At 41.2% G+C, this 16,192-nt stretch carries 10 protein-coding genes and 2 CRISPR repeat arrays (1 of these 12 running past the window's edge); of the genes, 2 read left to right on the top strand and 8 right to left on the bottom strand.

Annotated features, from left to right (window positions below; genetic code table 11):
* Both ACJZU6_RS18735 and ACJZU6_RS18730 read right to left on the bottom strand, forming a co-directional pair.
* Positions 1-774: a DUF3450 domain-containing protein gene (locus ACJZU6_RS18735; RefSeq protein WP_107275490.1), complete on the bottom strand. Its 774-nt coding sequence runs from the start codon at positions 772-774 to the stop codon at positions 1-3.
* A gap of 182 nt (positions 775-956) precedes the next feature.
* A complete protein-coding gene (locus ACJZU6_RS18730; protein WP_408901074.1) occupies positions 957-3,032 on the bottom strand; it encodes a TonB-dependent siderophore receptor in 2,076 nt (691 codons plus the stop codon).
* 440 nt (positions 3,033-3,472) lie between these two features.
* On the opposite strand from ACJZU6_RS18730, the gene ACJZU6_RS18725 reads away from it, so the two are divergent.
* Positions 3,473-3,904 carry a hypothetical protein gene (locus tag ACJZU6_RS18725; protein ID WP_080156542.1) on the top strand — a complete coding sequence of 144 codons (432 nt, stop codon included), beginning with the start codon at positions 3,473-3,475 and terminating at the stop codon, positions 3,902-3,904.
* Between the two features lie 245 nt (positions 3,905-4,149).
* Positions 4,150-4,329 (top strand): hypothetical protein, encoded by a 180-nt coding sequence (locus ACJZU6_RS18720; protein ID WP_408901073.1) that lies wholly within the window; start codon positions 4,150-4,152, stop codon positions 4,327-4,329.
* 247 nt (positions 4,330-4,576) lie between these two features.
* Positions 4,577-6,587: direct repeats of the CRISPR family, unit length 28 nt; unit sequence TTTCTAAGCTGCCTGTGCGGCAGTGAAC.
* A gap of 180 nt (positions 6,588-6,767) precedes the next feature.
* Here the strand turns inward: ACJZU6_RS18720 and cas6f are convergent.
* The 6 genes from cas6f to cas1f form a co-directional block, all read right to left on the bottom strand.
* Entirely contained in the window at positions 6,768-7,322 is a 555-nt protein-coding gene (cas6f, locus tag ACJZU6_RS18715; protein WP_327779598.1) for a type I-F CRISPR-associated endoribonuclease Cas6/Csy4, read from the bottom strand.
* Positions 7,323-7,327: 5 nt separating this feature from the next.
* Positions 7,328-8,326, bottom strand: a complete 999-nt coding sequence (csy3, locus tag ACJZU6_RS18710) for a type I-F CRISPR-associated protein Csy3 (RefSeq protein WP_408901072.1) — start codon at positions 8,324-8,326, stop codon at positions 7,328-7,330.
* Between the two features lie 19 nt (positions 8,327-8,345).
* Complete coding sequence (gene csy2, locus ACJZU6_RS18705) at positions 8,346-9,296, bottom strand: type I-F CRISPR-associated protein Csy2 (protein WP_327779596.1); 951 nt, start codon at positions 9,294-9,296, stop codon at positions 8,346-8,348.
* Complete coding sequence (gene csy1 / locus ACJZU6_RS18700; RefSeq protein ID WP_408901071.1) at positions 9,293-10,573, bottom strand: type I-F CRISPR-associated protein Csy1; 1,281 nt, start codon at positions 10,571-10,573, stop codon at positions 9,293-9,295. The genes csy2 and csy1 overlap by 4 nt, the downstream gene beginning before the upstream one ends.
* A 130-nt stretch (positions 10,574-10,703) precedes the next feature.
* The gene (cas3f, locus tag ACJZU6_RS18695; RefSeq protein ID WP_408901070.1) at positions 10,704-13,973 is read right to left on the bottom strand and encodes a type I-F CRISPR-associated helicase Cas3f; all 3,270 of its coding nucleotides are present in this window, start codon (positions 13,971-13,973) and stop codon (positions 10,704-10,706) included.
* On the bottom strand, positions 13,974-14,951 hold the full coding sequence (gene cas1f, locus ACJZU6_RS18690) for a type I-F CRISPR-associated endonuclease Cas1f (RefSeq protein WP_408901069.1): 978 nt from the start codon (positions 14,949-14,951) through the stop codon (positions 13,974-13,976). It abuts the gene before it with no gap.
* A 201-nt stretch (positions 14,952-15,152) separates the two neighbouring features.
* Positions 15,153-16,192: a CRISPR direct-repeat array (repeat unit 28 nt; unit sequence GTTCACTGCCGCACAGGCAGCTTAGAAA) (it continues 10 nt past the right edge of the window).

Below are 16,192 nucleotides of genomic sequence, written 5' to 3'. Positions count from 1 at the left end.
TTATTTACTCTCTACGCTAGTTGATACACCTGAAACAGGTAAGGTAATTAAACTTGGTGCAGCTTGGTTATCAGCAATCGCAAATGCTTTATCGATATTTGTCCCCTCACTTGCGTCAACAGGCTGCCATTGTTTAGCGGCTGTATTCCAACTCCAGTAATGGCTACCATTTAAACTACGGGCAACCAAAGCAATGCGACCTAAATGCAACACATTCACTTCGAGGGTTTTGTTATCAGCAAGGGTTATTTTTGCTTGATAAGCAGCAAGCTTGGTGCCGTAATCCATTTCAATTTGATAAGCTTCTAAAATACGACGGAATTTTTCAGCATCGCTAATATCGGCTTGTGACATCATGGTTTCAAGTTTACCCACTCGCACCAAACGCGCTTGACGTTTAATCGGCTTATCGTGCTCAACAATGGTCTTCAAGCCATCAATCATTTGGTACATCAATGGCACCACACCTTGACGGGTTTGCTTAATGTCAGTAATTTGTTGATCAATAGACGTCACTTCTTGCGCTTGATTTTTTACCAATCGCGCAAGGTGATCATGATAAACCGTTAAGTTTTTCACTTCTTCTTGCAGCTGTTCCATACTGGCTTTCATTGCTAAGACTGAATCTGCACTTTTGTCTATTTTATTCTGACTCACTGCTGATGCAGTATTAGTACTATTTTCAATCGAACGTGCATTATCAAGACTAGAAGCATGCGCTCCAGAAGTAATACTGAGAATAACAATAGCCAGGCTCGTTTTAATAAAATTCATAATATTCAATCAATCGTTATCTGTAATAACCAAAAAACAAAAAAGTGGTGTTAAAAATAAAAAGCACCGCAAAGTTGGCGAACTATAAACAATAACTATTATGATTAACAGTTTATAGACCGCCACATTCAGATCGCAACAAGGGGAAGTTAAGACTCCCCCTTAAATATTCAACTTACTTATTAATACTTAAACTCAATGGTTGCCATAAAGTTACGCCCTTCACCTAGGGTTACACCTGTTGCGCCCACATAATCTTTGCTGGTTGAACCACCACCCGCCATGTAGTCAGTATCAAACAAATTCTCTACATTTACACGACCAATGATATCCAATTTATCGTCATATTTATAAGTATGAGCGACACCCACATCAACCCGGGTATAACCGTCTTTCTTAAAGGTATTGGCTGCATCACCAAAACGTGATCCTTCATAGATAACACCAAGGTTGACATCTGTCGCAGGTGTTACGTTATAGGTTGACCACACACTTGCTGCAAACTCAGGCACATCAACAGGACGATTACCTTCATAATTCTGATCTTTAGTGTATTCCGCATCAAGGTACATAGCAGAAGCATTCATGCTTAGTTTATCAGTAATGTTACCTTGTAACGCAAACTCGACACCATTATGTACCCGTTCACCCGCTTGGGTTAGTGTTTGATTATTATCAGGTCCAACAGCAATCTTTGAATTTTCTTGCGTAATATTAAATACTGCCGCTGTTGCAAATAAACGTTTATTTAATAATTCCCACTTGGTGCCAAGCTCATATTGCTTACCACGTAACGGATCAAGGTTATCTCCCGCATTGGTGTAATCAGAAGACACCACACCTTGAGGCTCAAAACTTTCAGAATAAGCTAAGTAAATAGAGCCATTCTCTGCAGGATGATAAATTGCCGCTAATTTAGGTGATACTGCTTCTTCAGCAATGCCACTCTTCACTTGGCGATCAAAACGGATGCCAGCCAGCACTTGCCAGTTATCATTCAAGGTGATCATGTCTTGCGCATAGAAACCCCATGCATCATATGAAGAATTAGACACTTTTGGATCTTTATTTGAATATACTGGTGTAGGTGTTGTTTGACCTGGCTTAACATCGACTGAATCAAATGAACGCTGGAAACGGTCGTAGCTATAACCTAACCAGTTCGCACCAACTAATAGCTGATGTTGCATACCTAGCGTATCAAACTCACCCACAAAATCGGTGTAAGCGGTTTTAAATGCCCATTCATCATGGCGATCACTACCACCTTGTTTAATGGTGCCATTTTCTTCAAAATTACTAAAACTAGGGTAACTTTCTTTATCGTTACGAACAAAATCTTGGTAATTAAAACCAGTATTCAATGCCCATGTATCATTCAATTGCGCTTTAATATCAAAGCCAACATTCTGTACATCATTATCAATTTCAGACCATTGTGCGTCCCACACATGATCACGGCCCATAACTGGCTTACCATCGACAATATAAGCGCCAGAATCTACGCTGCCTTTATCTTGAGTGCGATCATAATGTAATGACACCATCACGTTATCATTAACATCATAATCAAGGAACATACCGCCAACAAAGCGATCTGTTGATGGCGTTGAACCATCACTGAACTTACGCCATGAGTCGTAGTCTTCTTTCGCTAATACTACGCGTCCACGCAGTGTTTGATCAGCATTAAGTGAACCACTGACATCTAACACACTACGGGTATGATTATTTGAACCCACATCTTGGCTGAAATTCATTTGTGTTTCATAGGTTGGCTTTTTTGACACCATATTGACTAAGCCACCAGGTGCTGATTGGCCATAAAGCAAACCCGCAGGGCCTTTCATAACTTCAACACGCTCTAATAACTCAACTGGTTGGCGGTAATGCGACCAATGCTGGTGGCCATCACGTAAGAAACCACTACTACTGCCTAATTCAAAACCACGTAAAGAAAAACGCTCACGGTTACGACTGGTGCCACCCGCTGAAATACTTGCGTCATTTTGCAACACTTCCCCTAAGGTACTTGCACGCTGTTCATCAATTAGCTTCTCATCGATAACGGCAACTTGTCCTGGCGTTTCTAGTTGTGTCATCTCCATTCGCATTGCGGTCGAATTAGTGTCAGCCTTATAGCCATAATCACGCCCGGTGACCACCATGTGCTCATCTGTATCTGTTATTTCTGCATGAGCAATCGGCGCTGATAATACCGCGCCAATCAATAGTGTTAGCTGACTTTTAGAAAACATATTCCGTTATCTCCAATTACCGTATCTTTGAGAATAAAACCAATATAGATGGGTTGTTCTTACTACTACTGCATCTTAAAAAACGAACAATAGCCCGCTTTTGAAGATACTCTGTATTGAAACCTACCCACCGTAGAGGTGATTTTGGCTGTCCACTGTTTGTTTTTATCAAACGTTAGTGTTAAACCACGAACAGGAATATAAGTGATAACCATTACCATTTGCATTAAATTTACATTCTTTGCATTCGTGAATTTTTTGTCAATAAATACAATTGATAATCAATTCGTTATCAATAATTACAACCTATTCTCAAATTAGAAAGGATTGCGCGCCCTAGAACACACAATTATTCCGTACTCAATACTGTTTTTTCGAAGACATTCAGAACAAACGGGCGTATAATTCGGCCGTTTTTATTGATTTCTGCGGTATTAAAAGTGACTCAATTAAGTCTTGAAGCTATTCATCAACAACTAGAAGAACGCAATTTTATTGCCGAGAAAGTCCGTATTGTAACGGTAGAGGCAATGGATCCTGAGGTATTAGCGGCCTGTACAACCACTGAAGATGAAACATTCTATAACAGTTATATGAATGTGATTTACTGTCGTGGTGATCGCTATGTTTTAGGTTATCGCTGTAATGAAGCAACAATCATTGACCAAGCGATTATTTTTAAAGATGGTAAGTATTACGATCCTACTTTACAAGCAAATGGCGAAGGTGAATTTGTCCCTTATTCCTTTGCTGTCTTAGCGGAATTTAAAGTCTTTGACATGATGACACATGCTAAAAACAATAAAGACTTCCCGCCAGATGTAGACTTCTTATTTACACGTAAGAAGCACTTCAAAAACGTTATTCGATAGCGATATCTGTACCCGTTATTAAGCTTTAATGGCGGGTATTTCTTCTCTAACCAGCCTCAATCTATAAAAATTAGCATAATTCGTCACATCCCCTCCCCTTTATATAATGGCATAAACTGTTTCAGTCTTGATACGCCATAAGCAAATAAACGCACGAACTATCCATTCAGTCCATCAAGCACTTGAGAATAACCACAATAAATGTACTATTTTGATATACACCGTTTTATATTGGATATCAGTATATGGATCAGGCAAAAGGATTGCGAAATTACTTTATAGATAATAAACGTCAGGATATTTTTATACAGCAAAAACACGTTCGACAATTAATCATTCAAAAAAGAAGCCACGTTGAGATTGCAGCGAGCCTCATTGAATTGGAAAAAGCGTGGATTGAATTTGAATATGAGAATAATCAGTAAGCAGCATGTGACTAACAACATAAAGTCCAGCGAATGGTGGACTTTATAGTTAACCTTTTGATGTAAATCTAACCGCTTCACCCCTCAATTCAATTTATCGTTATCGCGAGAGCTTCCTGTTTAATTATCTAAAGGCTACCAGTACGGTAGTTAGCCTAACGCATTCACGTTATTCATATTTAACACGTCCCTAAACTACCTATACGGTAGTGAACTAATAAACCATTGCGTAACAATAACCTCGTAGTTTCTAAGCTGCCTGTGCGGCAGTGAACAATAAACACTTAAACCGTCTTGTCTGTCATTCTTTCTAAGCTGCCTGTGCGGCAGTGAACAAGCAGCTGCAGATGTGATCAGCACTAAAGACTTTCTAAGCTGCCTGTGCGGCAGTGAACCCACTTATTAGTTCCATGCTGCGATGATGTTATTTCTAAGCTGCCTGTGCGGCAGTGAACTCCTGAGCCTGATTTAGATGGCGAGAATCACTTTTCTAAGCTGCCTGTGCGGCAGTGAACATTAATGCTGAGGGTAAAGTGTTTGCATCAACTTTCTAAGCTGCCTGTGCGGCAGTGAACTAAGCGTATTTATCGCCACGTTGGCGGTGGTTTTTCTAAGCTGCCTGTGCGGCAGTGAACACGTATCAATCGGCTAGTGAGTGAACATTATAATTTCTAAGCTGCCTGTGCGGCAGTGAACAATCTTTCGAAATGTCTCTTATGTGGCATCTTTTTCTAAGCTGCCTGTGCGGCAGTGAACTCCTGTTAAATCTGTAAATATTTCCGGGCTTATTTCTAAGCTGCCTGTGCGGCAGTGAACCGAGGTCGTATTATTAGATCATGGCAAGCTATTTTCTAAGCTGCCTGTGCGGCAGTGAACCACGATAGCCGTGCAAACCACGACCGCGCATATTTCTAAGCTGCCTGTGCGGCAGTGAACTCGCCTTAACTGCGTATTGCTGGAACTGTGCTTTTCTAAGCTGCCTGTGCGGCAGTGAACACTGACCACATAGCGTCATCAATTCAGAGTTTTTTCTAAGCTGCCAGTGCGGCAGTGAACTCAAATATCGAGCTAAACAATCTCATAAGTCATTTCTAAGCTGCCTGTGCGGCAGTGAACTTGATGCCTACTTTGTCTTTTTCCGTCAACATTTTCTAAGCTGCCTGTGCGGCAGTGAACTTCGACCTAGGAACGGGTGGCATTCATGGTTCTTTCTAAGCTGCCTGTGCGGCAGTGAACTTATTATTTAGTACAGGTTCGCTGAGTTCTGCTTTCTAAGCTGCCTGTGCGGCAGTGAACCCGTTGAGGTTCGAGGACATTAACTCGTTCGTTTTCTAAGCTGCCTGTGCGGCAGTGAACTTGTTTCAGATTTGCCACGAATTAGCGGCTACTTTCTAAGCTGCCTGTGCGGCAGTGAACAACGCGCCTTAATGTGAGGCATGATCGCATCATTTCTAAGCTGCCTGTGCGGCAGTGAACAATTAGCTTCCACCTTGTATTTCATGCTCACATTTCTAAGCTGCCTGTGCGGCAGTGAACCTGGTGATTCGGGTTCTGGTGATTCGGGTTCTTTTCTAAGCTGCCTGTGCGGCAGTGAACTGCAATCTGTTCAAACAATTGAAAAGCGTTTATTTCTAAGCTGCCTGTGCGGCAGTGAACTAAAAATATGTTTGTGTTTTGCGATTGGAACGATTTCTAAGCTGCCTGTGCGGCAGTGAACAACAGCAGGGGCTAAGGAATATGCTAACGCTTTTTCTAAGCTGCCTGTGCGGCAGTGAACATGGCTGGAGCCGCAGCCAGTGCCACTCCAATTTTCTAAGCTGCCTGTGCGGCAGTGAACTCATCTGGTTTTCGTGGTGGTGATCTTAATATTTTCTAAGCTGCCTGTGCGGCAGTGAACATAACCATCTTCATCAATACCAATTAATTTTGTTTTCTAAGCTGCCTGTGCGGCAGTGAACACACATACGCATCTACATTATTTTCCGATGCATTTCTAAGCTGCCTGTGCGGCAGTGAACTCGCAGTCGGGGCGGCTGTTCTGGGGTTCGCTTTTCTAAGCTGCCTGTGCGGCAGTGAACCTGTTCTGGGGTTCGCTGGCGGAATGTTTACGTTTCTAAGCTGCCTGTGCGGCAGTGAACCAGCGTCGGGCGTAATCACTGTTCAAGACGAGTTTCTAAGCTGCCTGTGCGGCAGTGAACTATGGGGCGGCATTAAAGGCACGTTCTCGACGTTTCTAAGCTGCCTGTGCGGCAGTGAACTGAAGCTTAACTATAATAAGCGATTGTTTAATTTAAATAAAACCCTAAAAACCCTCTTTTACCCCTTTTTTATCTGCTGATTATAAGTCATTGATTTTAAATACAACTAATAACGGCTAAAAAAAAGGGTTAAATGACTACTCATCTAACCCATTATTGCTATTACAATCAAAACAGCACTTAAAATACAGGGATCGTTGCGGTGGCACTTAATCCATAGCTACTAAATATACCGTCAGTTGCAGCACTCACAACTTGGCTATGCTCAATAAACACCCGCATCACATTCTGATTAGATAAGCTTTGTATTTGAACATAAGGCAAAGTTAACTTACGCTCTGCTGTACCAGGAATAGCATGGATCGCTTCATCTACACCGATCCAACCTTTAGCAATCGAACGCTTACGCTTATTATTGGCACTTTTAGTCTGTACACGCTTGACGGTTTGATAACCTTTGATGTCACTCGGAATTTCTGTAATAGTCGTTACATGCGTGTAATCTCTTAGCCCTTTCAGCCAAGTATTCGCCATCATTTGTTCAAGTGCTATTTGAGAACCGTGTAAACGTAGCGTATCACCTAATGTTTTATGCACATTAGGAAAACTGATCCCCACAGCACCATTACCAACAGTTGCTATTTGACGATGTAATTTAGCAAATAAGTTATTCATTAATACTGCCGCAGAAGTTTCTAAATCTGGCAGCACTTGAATATCAATGTAATACAACATAATCGCTATTCTCCAAATACACCGCCGCGCACCAACATCGCCATCACATAATGTTGTTGCTCTAATTCAGGCGCTTTATCTTTCAATAACCAGTTATCTAATAAGTTATAGAAATCTGTTTTTTCTTTAGGCTGACGGTACGCTTTACCGCGATTAGTGACCGAGCCATAAGGTTCAACGGCAATCGGTCCAACTTCTTCTGTTTCAGGATGCCATGTATCAATGGTACGTAATGCATTACCAATTTTTTGAGAGTGCATTGCCGCTTGACCATTAAGTTGATACAAATACTTACTCTTATCACCAGAGCCTGTATTCATAACCAACTCTTGAGATGGGAACACCGTTTGTCCATGACCTAATTGCACAAAAGCAGTCACCGTTAATAGTGTCGCTTTTTCGCCAAGTAATCCTTGCTCGATCACTTGTGATAATGCCGCTAAATCACCTTTTGCAGCTGCGAATTGGCGTAAGCTGAAATCTAAACTGTCAAACGTCCATACTTGATCATGATGCTGTACTGTCACCATCACATTTTCAGCGCCAACACGGTTACGCCATAAGAAACGACCATTAGCAAGATTCGTCGCGTAACGTGTCGCTAATTCTTTAAACCCATGATCAGTAACATAACCTTTAATTAATTGACTTAATGCCGCTTGGTAATCAGGGCTATTACACGTAGAAGGGATATTTAAATCGCCAAGCACACGCAACGTAAAGGTTAATTTGAGCGTATCGCAGTCAAATGATAACGCGGCATTATCAACCGTTTGTAAATTTGCCTTTTGAATTTCAGCATCTAATTTAGCCGGATCATTCGCTTTTGGTCCTTTCATGCGATTAGAGATTGTACCGCGCACTGATTTTTCATTAACAGCGATAGGCTGCCAATTTGCACTAGTGGCTATTTCATTCCAATTACCCGCTGCCATGACGGCATCTGAGCAAGCCAATTTGCCTTCAAAAGCTAATACTGATGGTGTGGTTAACTTCGTTGTCATTGTATACATCCTTGGCTATTTAATAAGAAAAGTCGAAATCTTCATTACTTTCAATAGAATGAATAGATTGTTGGGCGCGGCATAAGTAATACGGTGAACTATATTGATAACGCCATAAGATTTGATTGATAGATTCAACCCGACTCGGACGGCCTATCCACTCACCGACACTATAAACAGCCTCAGTAAATGCAAATGGGGTGGTGTTATCACGAACATTCGCCACCTCTCCGGCAGCAAATACATCACTAATTTGTTTGTAACCAATCATCAGTGGTACTAAATAGCCGCTTTGAGGCTTAGTAATAGACTTCCACTTGCCTTGTTCCGCTTCTACATTGTCACTATCAGTGGGCATTTCATAGCGATAACCTACTGCAATAAAATCGAGCCAATTCATGACCATATTTTGACTATCATTTTTATTTTCAGCATGTTGCTGTAGATAATCACTACGATCACATAAAATAAATCCGGGCAATAACGGTCGTAATATTCTGCGACAATCACTTGCCTCATTGGGCATTGGTTTAAATTGGCATATTTCAATATCAGTAATACGTCCACCAGCACAACGTTGACTTAATGCTAGCGTTTTTAAGGCATCACTGATAAGTTGTTCTTGGGCGCTGTTACCACCACTGAAACCTTTGCATTCAATTAATAACGACACACAAAGGTTCATTTTTCCTTCTTCAACGATAGGCGCTGTTTTACCGTCTTTCGCTAACGGATTACGGGTTAATGCAAAGCCATAATCATCCCAATCACTGCCTCGATAAGCATGCACTTGATGTTGATGACACATCACCGCACAGCCATCAAAACTGATCCCATGTTGAGGTTCAACTTTGCGTGATAATGCATGCACAAACCCTAAAAACTGGGTAATAGCAGGGAAACCATAAGTGAAACCTGCAATTGCGTTTGCACCTTCAATGTGCATATTCTTAATGATAAATAAACTCATCGTCCTGCCTCACGAATAGCGTCATGACATAATGCTTGCCAATGTTGCAACGCTTCACTGCCTAACATTAATTGCTGCTGACTGGCTTTTTCTAAACGATTATTAAGCCATAAGCCAAAATCACGACTGATCTCAGTTTGCCAATCACAGCTATAAAGGTGTTCGGCTTGTGGATCAAGCCAGCATTGTTGGGCAAAAGATAATTCACTATCTTTACTCCAGCCACAGGTATTTGTTTGATGAGCAGCAGCTAAAGTTAAAACTGTATCAATGATCTGATCTGCTAATTGATCTCGACGTTGACGAATACGAAGAGTGCTATCAAATGGTTTTGCTTTTATTAAAAATTCAGCTAATAACTTAACCTGATAATACGTCTTACGACCGACTTCACGGCTATCTAACCAATTTGCGCCAAACATCGGTGGTTGATATTGGCTTTTCCAGTCCGGTGCTGTGCAAGGGAATAAATAGGTTTTTCCATAACGTTTTGAATTTAATTGCGAAATATTCTGTGGTTTTGAGCCACCGCTGATAGTTATGGCTAAATCAGGGTAACGCACCACATCAACATCACTTGGTTGATTTTTCTTACGCGCATCCCTCGCGGCTTTCATTTCATCACTAAAACGTGAATGTTGTACCTGATGAAATAATTCATGAGCCAAAGCAGATGAATATAACGGGCTAATAAGATGATATTGATTATCGCCAATAGGGAAATAAATCTGTTTGGCTAAAGTATGACTACTGGGTGTTTTAACTTCTAATGCTTGACGCAACCCATCAGCCCACAATTGGCATTGTTCATCACAGCTTGCTAGAGGTCGTAAAACATGATCGTCCCCTTGCGATAAATAAATAGCCAATGTGGCATTGCCATCATCAAGTTGGAGTAACTTCGCCACATCTAACGCAGCAGCATTACCCACAGCATCTACTGCGGGGGTCACTATTGCGGAAGAATCAAGGTATGGCGCATCAGTAGCATCAGTATTCGTGGCTAGCGCTAAGATATTGCTACCTTTCGCACTGCCATGAGTAAACTTCACCGCATGGGTTGCTAAACTGATTTGTTTTGCTCTCACCGCAGCACTTGTCAGCCATGCCTGAACATTGAAATCTTGATAAGCAATTTGAGCAAGTTCATTCAAATTAGCTAATTCAATTTCTGACACCCCATTTTTGACGTTCTTTTTCTTTTCTATTTCATCAAGTTTCGTTTGACGTCGTTGTTCAATATACGCTTGAATCAATGTGCTGATTTCGGTTTGCATAGCAACTCCAGAGCCGGATTTCCTATGCCGAATATAAACCTAACCACATAAGCATCAAGTTAAATATTGCTACAATATGTATCACTGCACATTAATTAGGAATCATTCATTAAAATGATAAATCAATACATTATTTTCTATATTTCCCCTCAAACACACCTAACCACGGATGGTAATAAAATCGGGGTGTTTTATTTGAATCATTAAGATTAATACCACCAAATAATTCACTGATCTGCTCACTGTCTTTATCAAATATGTCACTTAATCCGTCATAGACTGTGCTGTATTGACAATCAAACCACGCGTGATTACCACTCGCTATATTGTCTATCGCTGCAAGGTGAAATAACTCAGTTTTATTAACAAACTCACCGCTGTATTCATCACGCACCTTAATGCTCAATGCTTGGTCTTCATTATCGATAAAGAAATGGTATTCCGTTTGCGGTAGAGAATCTCGAAAACGGGTTTGGTTCTGATATTCACCAAATAAGTGTAACTGAGGTTGTAGCCACCAATATTCGACCTTCTTAGCACTGTCTTTAAATAAGGTATAAATCAATGCATAGTGTTCTAACTCAATTAGACTAAAGGGTGGTTTTAATGGTTCTGGTTCCACAAATCGTGGATAAGCAGAAATAACCTGATAATCATCAACCGCTAATAACTGAGTCAAATCATGTTGGTTTAGCTGTAAATACCCTTTATTTATGTCATTTTTTTGCTGTTCAAAACCTGGCTTACAATAAGCAACATCTGCACCTAATAACGCCTTAATATTTTTACTTAATATCATAATGTTTGGCGAATTAGGCACACATTGGCGATGACGCTGAATACGCCCAGCAAGTTGAATAATAGACCGCATTGAACTCGGTTCAACCACAGCCCAATCGTAGTCATGATCACGCCCTACTTCTGCCACCGCAGTAGCGACCACCACAAAGATATGATGTTGCTGAGGCTGCTTCTCTAATACGGTTTTAATTTGAGGTAACTCTAATATCGCTTGTGGATTAGCAGGATCTCGCATTAATACCGTATCTAGCTGTTGCTCTATATGTGCTCTTACTGCCATCGGATGCTGACTATGATAAAAACAATAATGAATACAGGTATTTTCTGATGTCGGCATTGATAATAACGACTCACCCACCGCAATTAATGGCTCAATATTTGCCATTCTCACTAAGCCAATCGAGAATGTTTTACCGGTTGGTGCAATTTGACGATGGCGTTCATCTAAAGTGTAAATCGCTTGTTGAATATGAGTTGCAAGATAATTAACTGCATCGGTTTGCGTTAATTTTTTCGCATCCAAATGGATTAACTCAGCTTGACGTAAAGGTAATGATTTACGACTTAGTGTGTTTTTTCGTTGCGTAATAAACTGCGTGTGCTGTTGTTTAAAATCAGCATCATCAATACAAGCTGATTGCACATTAAATTCATCAAACCAGCCACATTGTACTGTTGTTTCAGTAATGCCGTGGCTATGATTATACTGCTGGCGGCCATGGCGATAGGTTTTAAATAAAGCGGTAATTAATGACGGTGCTAACGTCGCTGATGACAATAATACTCGTGAACCTAACATGCCAGCCCAATGGACTAAACGGCATAATGCAGGTAAATCTTCTAAGCCAAAATCATCCGGCTCATCAAGAATCAGATCCCCGGTAAACAAACGCAACATGGGGGCAATTTGCTGCCCACCTCGCGTACCTTCTGTCGCTGGCATTAAATAATCAATGGTACTGACTGTAATCGGCGCACTGACTAATTTATGAATAGTCGGTTTTTGCTTGAGCCACTGACTAAGATGACCATCATCAAGGCTACCGTCATAGCTGACATACATATGCTCTGAAAATAACGTTTCCGACTCACTGCCCGTTTGTTGTGCTTTTGCTTCTTGCTGGGTTGTGAGCTTACTTTGATGAAGATCTTTAACCGCTTGCGATCCGACTAACACCGCTAAATCATCGCTATCCAGTTTTAAACGATCTTTTAGTGCATCCCCTGTTTGTAGGGTTAATGTACGCAGTCCCAAAGCAATGCTAAATCGACACCCTTGTTGTTGATTAGCCAATCCATACATAATTCTCGCATTGGCAAAGGTTTTACCACACCCTGTTGACGCCATATTGACCCCAAAGAATCCGTGTACTTCAGAAATATCACGCACAGAGCATGCTAAATCATAGGCTTTATCCTGCCAGCGAAATTTATTAATTGTGGTACGTTTTTTAAATAACGAATGCCGAGTAATCGCAGGTAAACTCAAACGTAATTTGGGTAAGCCTAAGCTTAATCGATAGGCTAACTGCGCTACTCCGATATTATGCTCATCTAATTTTTGTTTTAATTTCCCCGTTTTACGATCGGTATTTGCATAAGCTTTATAGAGAGGATCTTGCCAAGCGACAACAGGCTGACTTGATGAATAGCAGTGATCAGCAAGCATTAAACTTAATCGTGCCATATGCAGTGGAAATGCGTTCTCACATTGTCCAAAATGACGCAAATTCGGGTGTGCTAATGCTCGTTTCGCCAGCTGTTGCGCTTTGTTTTGCCATGTTTGACTTTGTAGTGGAATACCATGAGGGAAAATAAAGTTATCCGCTATTTTTGCGATTAACTCAGGGTTTTTATGATTTTTTGCATTCCACTCAGGGCACAGTTTTTGTTCTAACCAATCATCTGAATCACCAATTGTCGGCTTAAAGTCTGACAGTTGATAAGTCGGCAAGCGATGGTGAGAAACAATTAACCATCCAATCGTTTTTGCTAATTCGGTCAGGCCAATAAACGGTGACAACGCTGGGGTATAGTGCACATCATTAACAATCTTGCTGATTTTTTGTGGTGATAAATCCGCTAATTCTGTTAGCCATTGATCATCGGTTTTATTCTTTGCAAATGCTTGAAAAACCAACAACGATAGCCATTCATGCCGCAATGGCTCGGCAATGCCACCTTTACCCGTTAGTTTCTGTTGAAATAAGCTGTTAGCTTTACCTACATCATGAAATAAACCCGCAAGTGATGCCATTAATGCAACAGCATAGTTACTTTGCCAGCCATTTTCATCTTCCGAACGTAGAATATTACGCTCAGTTGTATTTGTGGGTACTGTACCCTGTTCATTGAAACGACGTTTATTACCGACAATCCACATTAGTTCGGTATTATTTGCGCCTCGAATCCAATGGCAAGCGACCGCAGTATTCCGCCTTGCGGTTTGCTTTAATAATTGACGTAATGTTTTTAAGCCTTCTAACGTAATCGGCGTTTGCCATGTGCGATCACCTTTACGTTCTGCAAATTGATCCAGCACTTTACGGGTTTCATCAAGGGCTTTTTTATTACATTGAGAGATAAGAAGAATATTCATTTATAATTTTGCAACCGCTTGTGCTGTGTCTTTAATGGCATCGATCATCACATCTAATGCATTGGCTTTTCTAAATCCATTTAGGCATCGTTGACGAAATTCTTGCTCATCATCCCCGGCCATTGCGGCAATAAACGCATTCGGTAGCACTATCGCATCTTTAATTAAATCGGCAACATCAAACACCAATCCGCCACGACGGGTTTTACCGTGTAGAACAGCTAATCCATGAGGTAATCCGATAACCCAACACGCGGTTGCCCCTAAGCCATAGGCTAAATAATTACCATGATCTAAAAAGCGATTAGCAATATCGGTACTATTCCCCCGCGACGAACGGGTAAATTCACCATATTTCACCGTATTGACCGCAAGTTTATATAAAGCTTTGGTCATGACAGCTTCTAATAACAATAAATCAGTGCTGTTCTGGCAATGACTGAGTTTATTTTCAAACGCAGATAAAATATGTTCCAGCTTTTCCGCATCAATAATGAAATAATTATCACGCTGCATGGTCGCTGATAACCATACTTTCTTTATTTGTTGTAATCGGACTCTCTGGAACAGGATCGCAGCTTCTAATCGTTTCGTATCATCAAACCAAAAACTTACCCACGATTGAAGATATTCTGTTGGTCGATATTCTGATTGTGGTGTTAACCAACTAACATCAGGTTCAACTTCATTAGCTGAGAATAACGGCGTTCCGCCACCACCACAGAATCCAACTAGCACGCCTGCTTTTGCTAATTCACGCATTGCTGCTTGAGTGATCGATGTGCCAGTTCCAAGCATTATGACAGTCGTATTTGCAATGGGGATATTCCAATATAATGATTGTTTACCTTCATCAGTAACATATTCAACCCGTCCACCGTTCACTAACACACGACAATGTTGTAAATAATAAAGATTGGCACGTTTGGAATGAATAATTGTTTTTAGCTCACTCGGAGTGAAAGACTTAGCGCACATAGCGGTCACCAACAGTAAAAAATGCATTATATACATATGCACGCATAATGCTCTTAGTGCCTACTCACAAATACCCTTTTTATTTAAAAACAATTATAACCATATAAAACAATAACTTAAAACATATACTTAAAAAAGGGTTTTTAGCGAGGATTTGTGGTTTAGCTTTTATAAGCAATCACTTATACTAATTACGCTTCAGTTCACTGCCGCACAGGCAGCTTAGAAAATCCTCGCGGCTTTTACCACTGTACGTATATAGTTCACTGCCGCACAGGCAGCTTAGAAAGGGCTTACATTTAATGATAGTGTTGGCGAGTCGTTCACTGCCGCACAGGCAGCTTAGAAAACGCAGGTTGGCACGTTTACCTTTTTTGCCGAGTTCACTGCCGCACAGGCAGCTTAGAAAACGCTTCACTCATATTAGCGAACGTCACACAAGTTCACTGCCGCACAGGCAGCTTAGAAATCGTCGTCACCGTATTCACTGATCGTTAATGTGTTCACTGCCGCACAGGCAGCTTAGAAATGTCGCGTAATTAATCGTCCAGTCGTTACCCTGTTCACTGCCGCACAGGCAGCTTAGAAATGAATACAATATGTGGTGCTGTTAACGTTACACGTTCACTGCCGCACAGGCAGCTTAGAAATGATATAACAATATTACCGACAGGTTCGTGATGTTCACTGCCGCACAGGCAGCTTAGAAAATAACCAACCATCATAATCATGCGAATCTAAAGTTCACTGCCGCACAGGCAGCTTAGAAATCGAATGCTGGTGGCCTTACTGCGCATTTCCCGTTCACTGCCGCACAGGCAGCTTAGAAATTTTAAAGTCGGTAATTCAAAAACCTGAACTTCGTTCACTGCCGCACAGGCAGCTTAGAAACCAGGTATTCGTCAGTAGGGTATGATGAAATTGTTCACTGCCGCACAGGCAGCTTAGAAACCAGATGGAACAACGATCATTCAAGTAACACAGTTCACTGCCGCACAGGCAGCTTAGAAACTCGTAAACATCCAACTTTATATACTGGGGTAGTTCACTGCCGCACAGGCAGCTTAGAAACATGACCAGCCACCCTGTCGGGATTTAATTAAGTTCACTGCCGCACAGGCAGCTTAGAAATTTCAAAGTTGGCGCATCAATAATAGTGATACGTTCACTGCCGCACAGGCAGCTTAGAAAAAACGGCAAATGTACGCGGTGAAATATATTTTGTTCACTGCCGCACAGGC

Source organism: Photobacterium piscicola (assembly GCF_046058925.1).
Taxonomy (GTDB): domain Bacteria; phylum Pseudomonadota; class Gammaproteobacteria; order Enterobacterales; family Vibrionaceae; genus Photobacterium; species Photobacterium piscicola.
The sequence above is the reverse complement of the archived record's forward strand: the minus strand, read 5'-3'. Positions and strand labels throughout refer to the sequence as shown.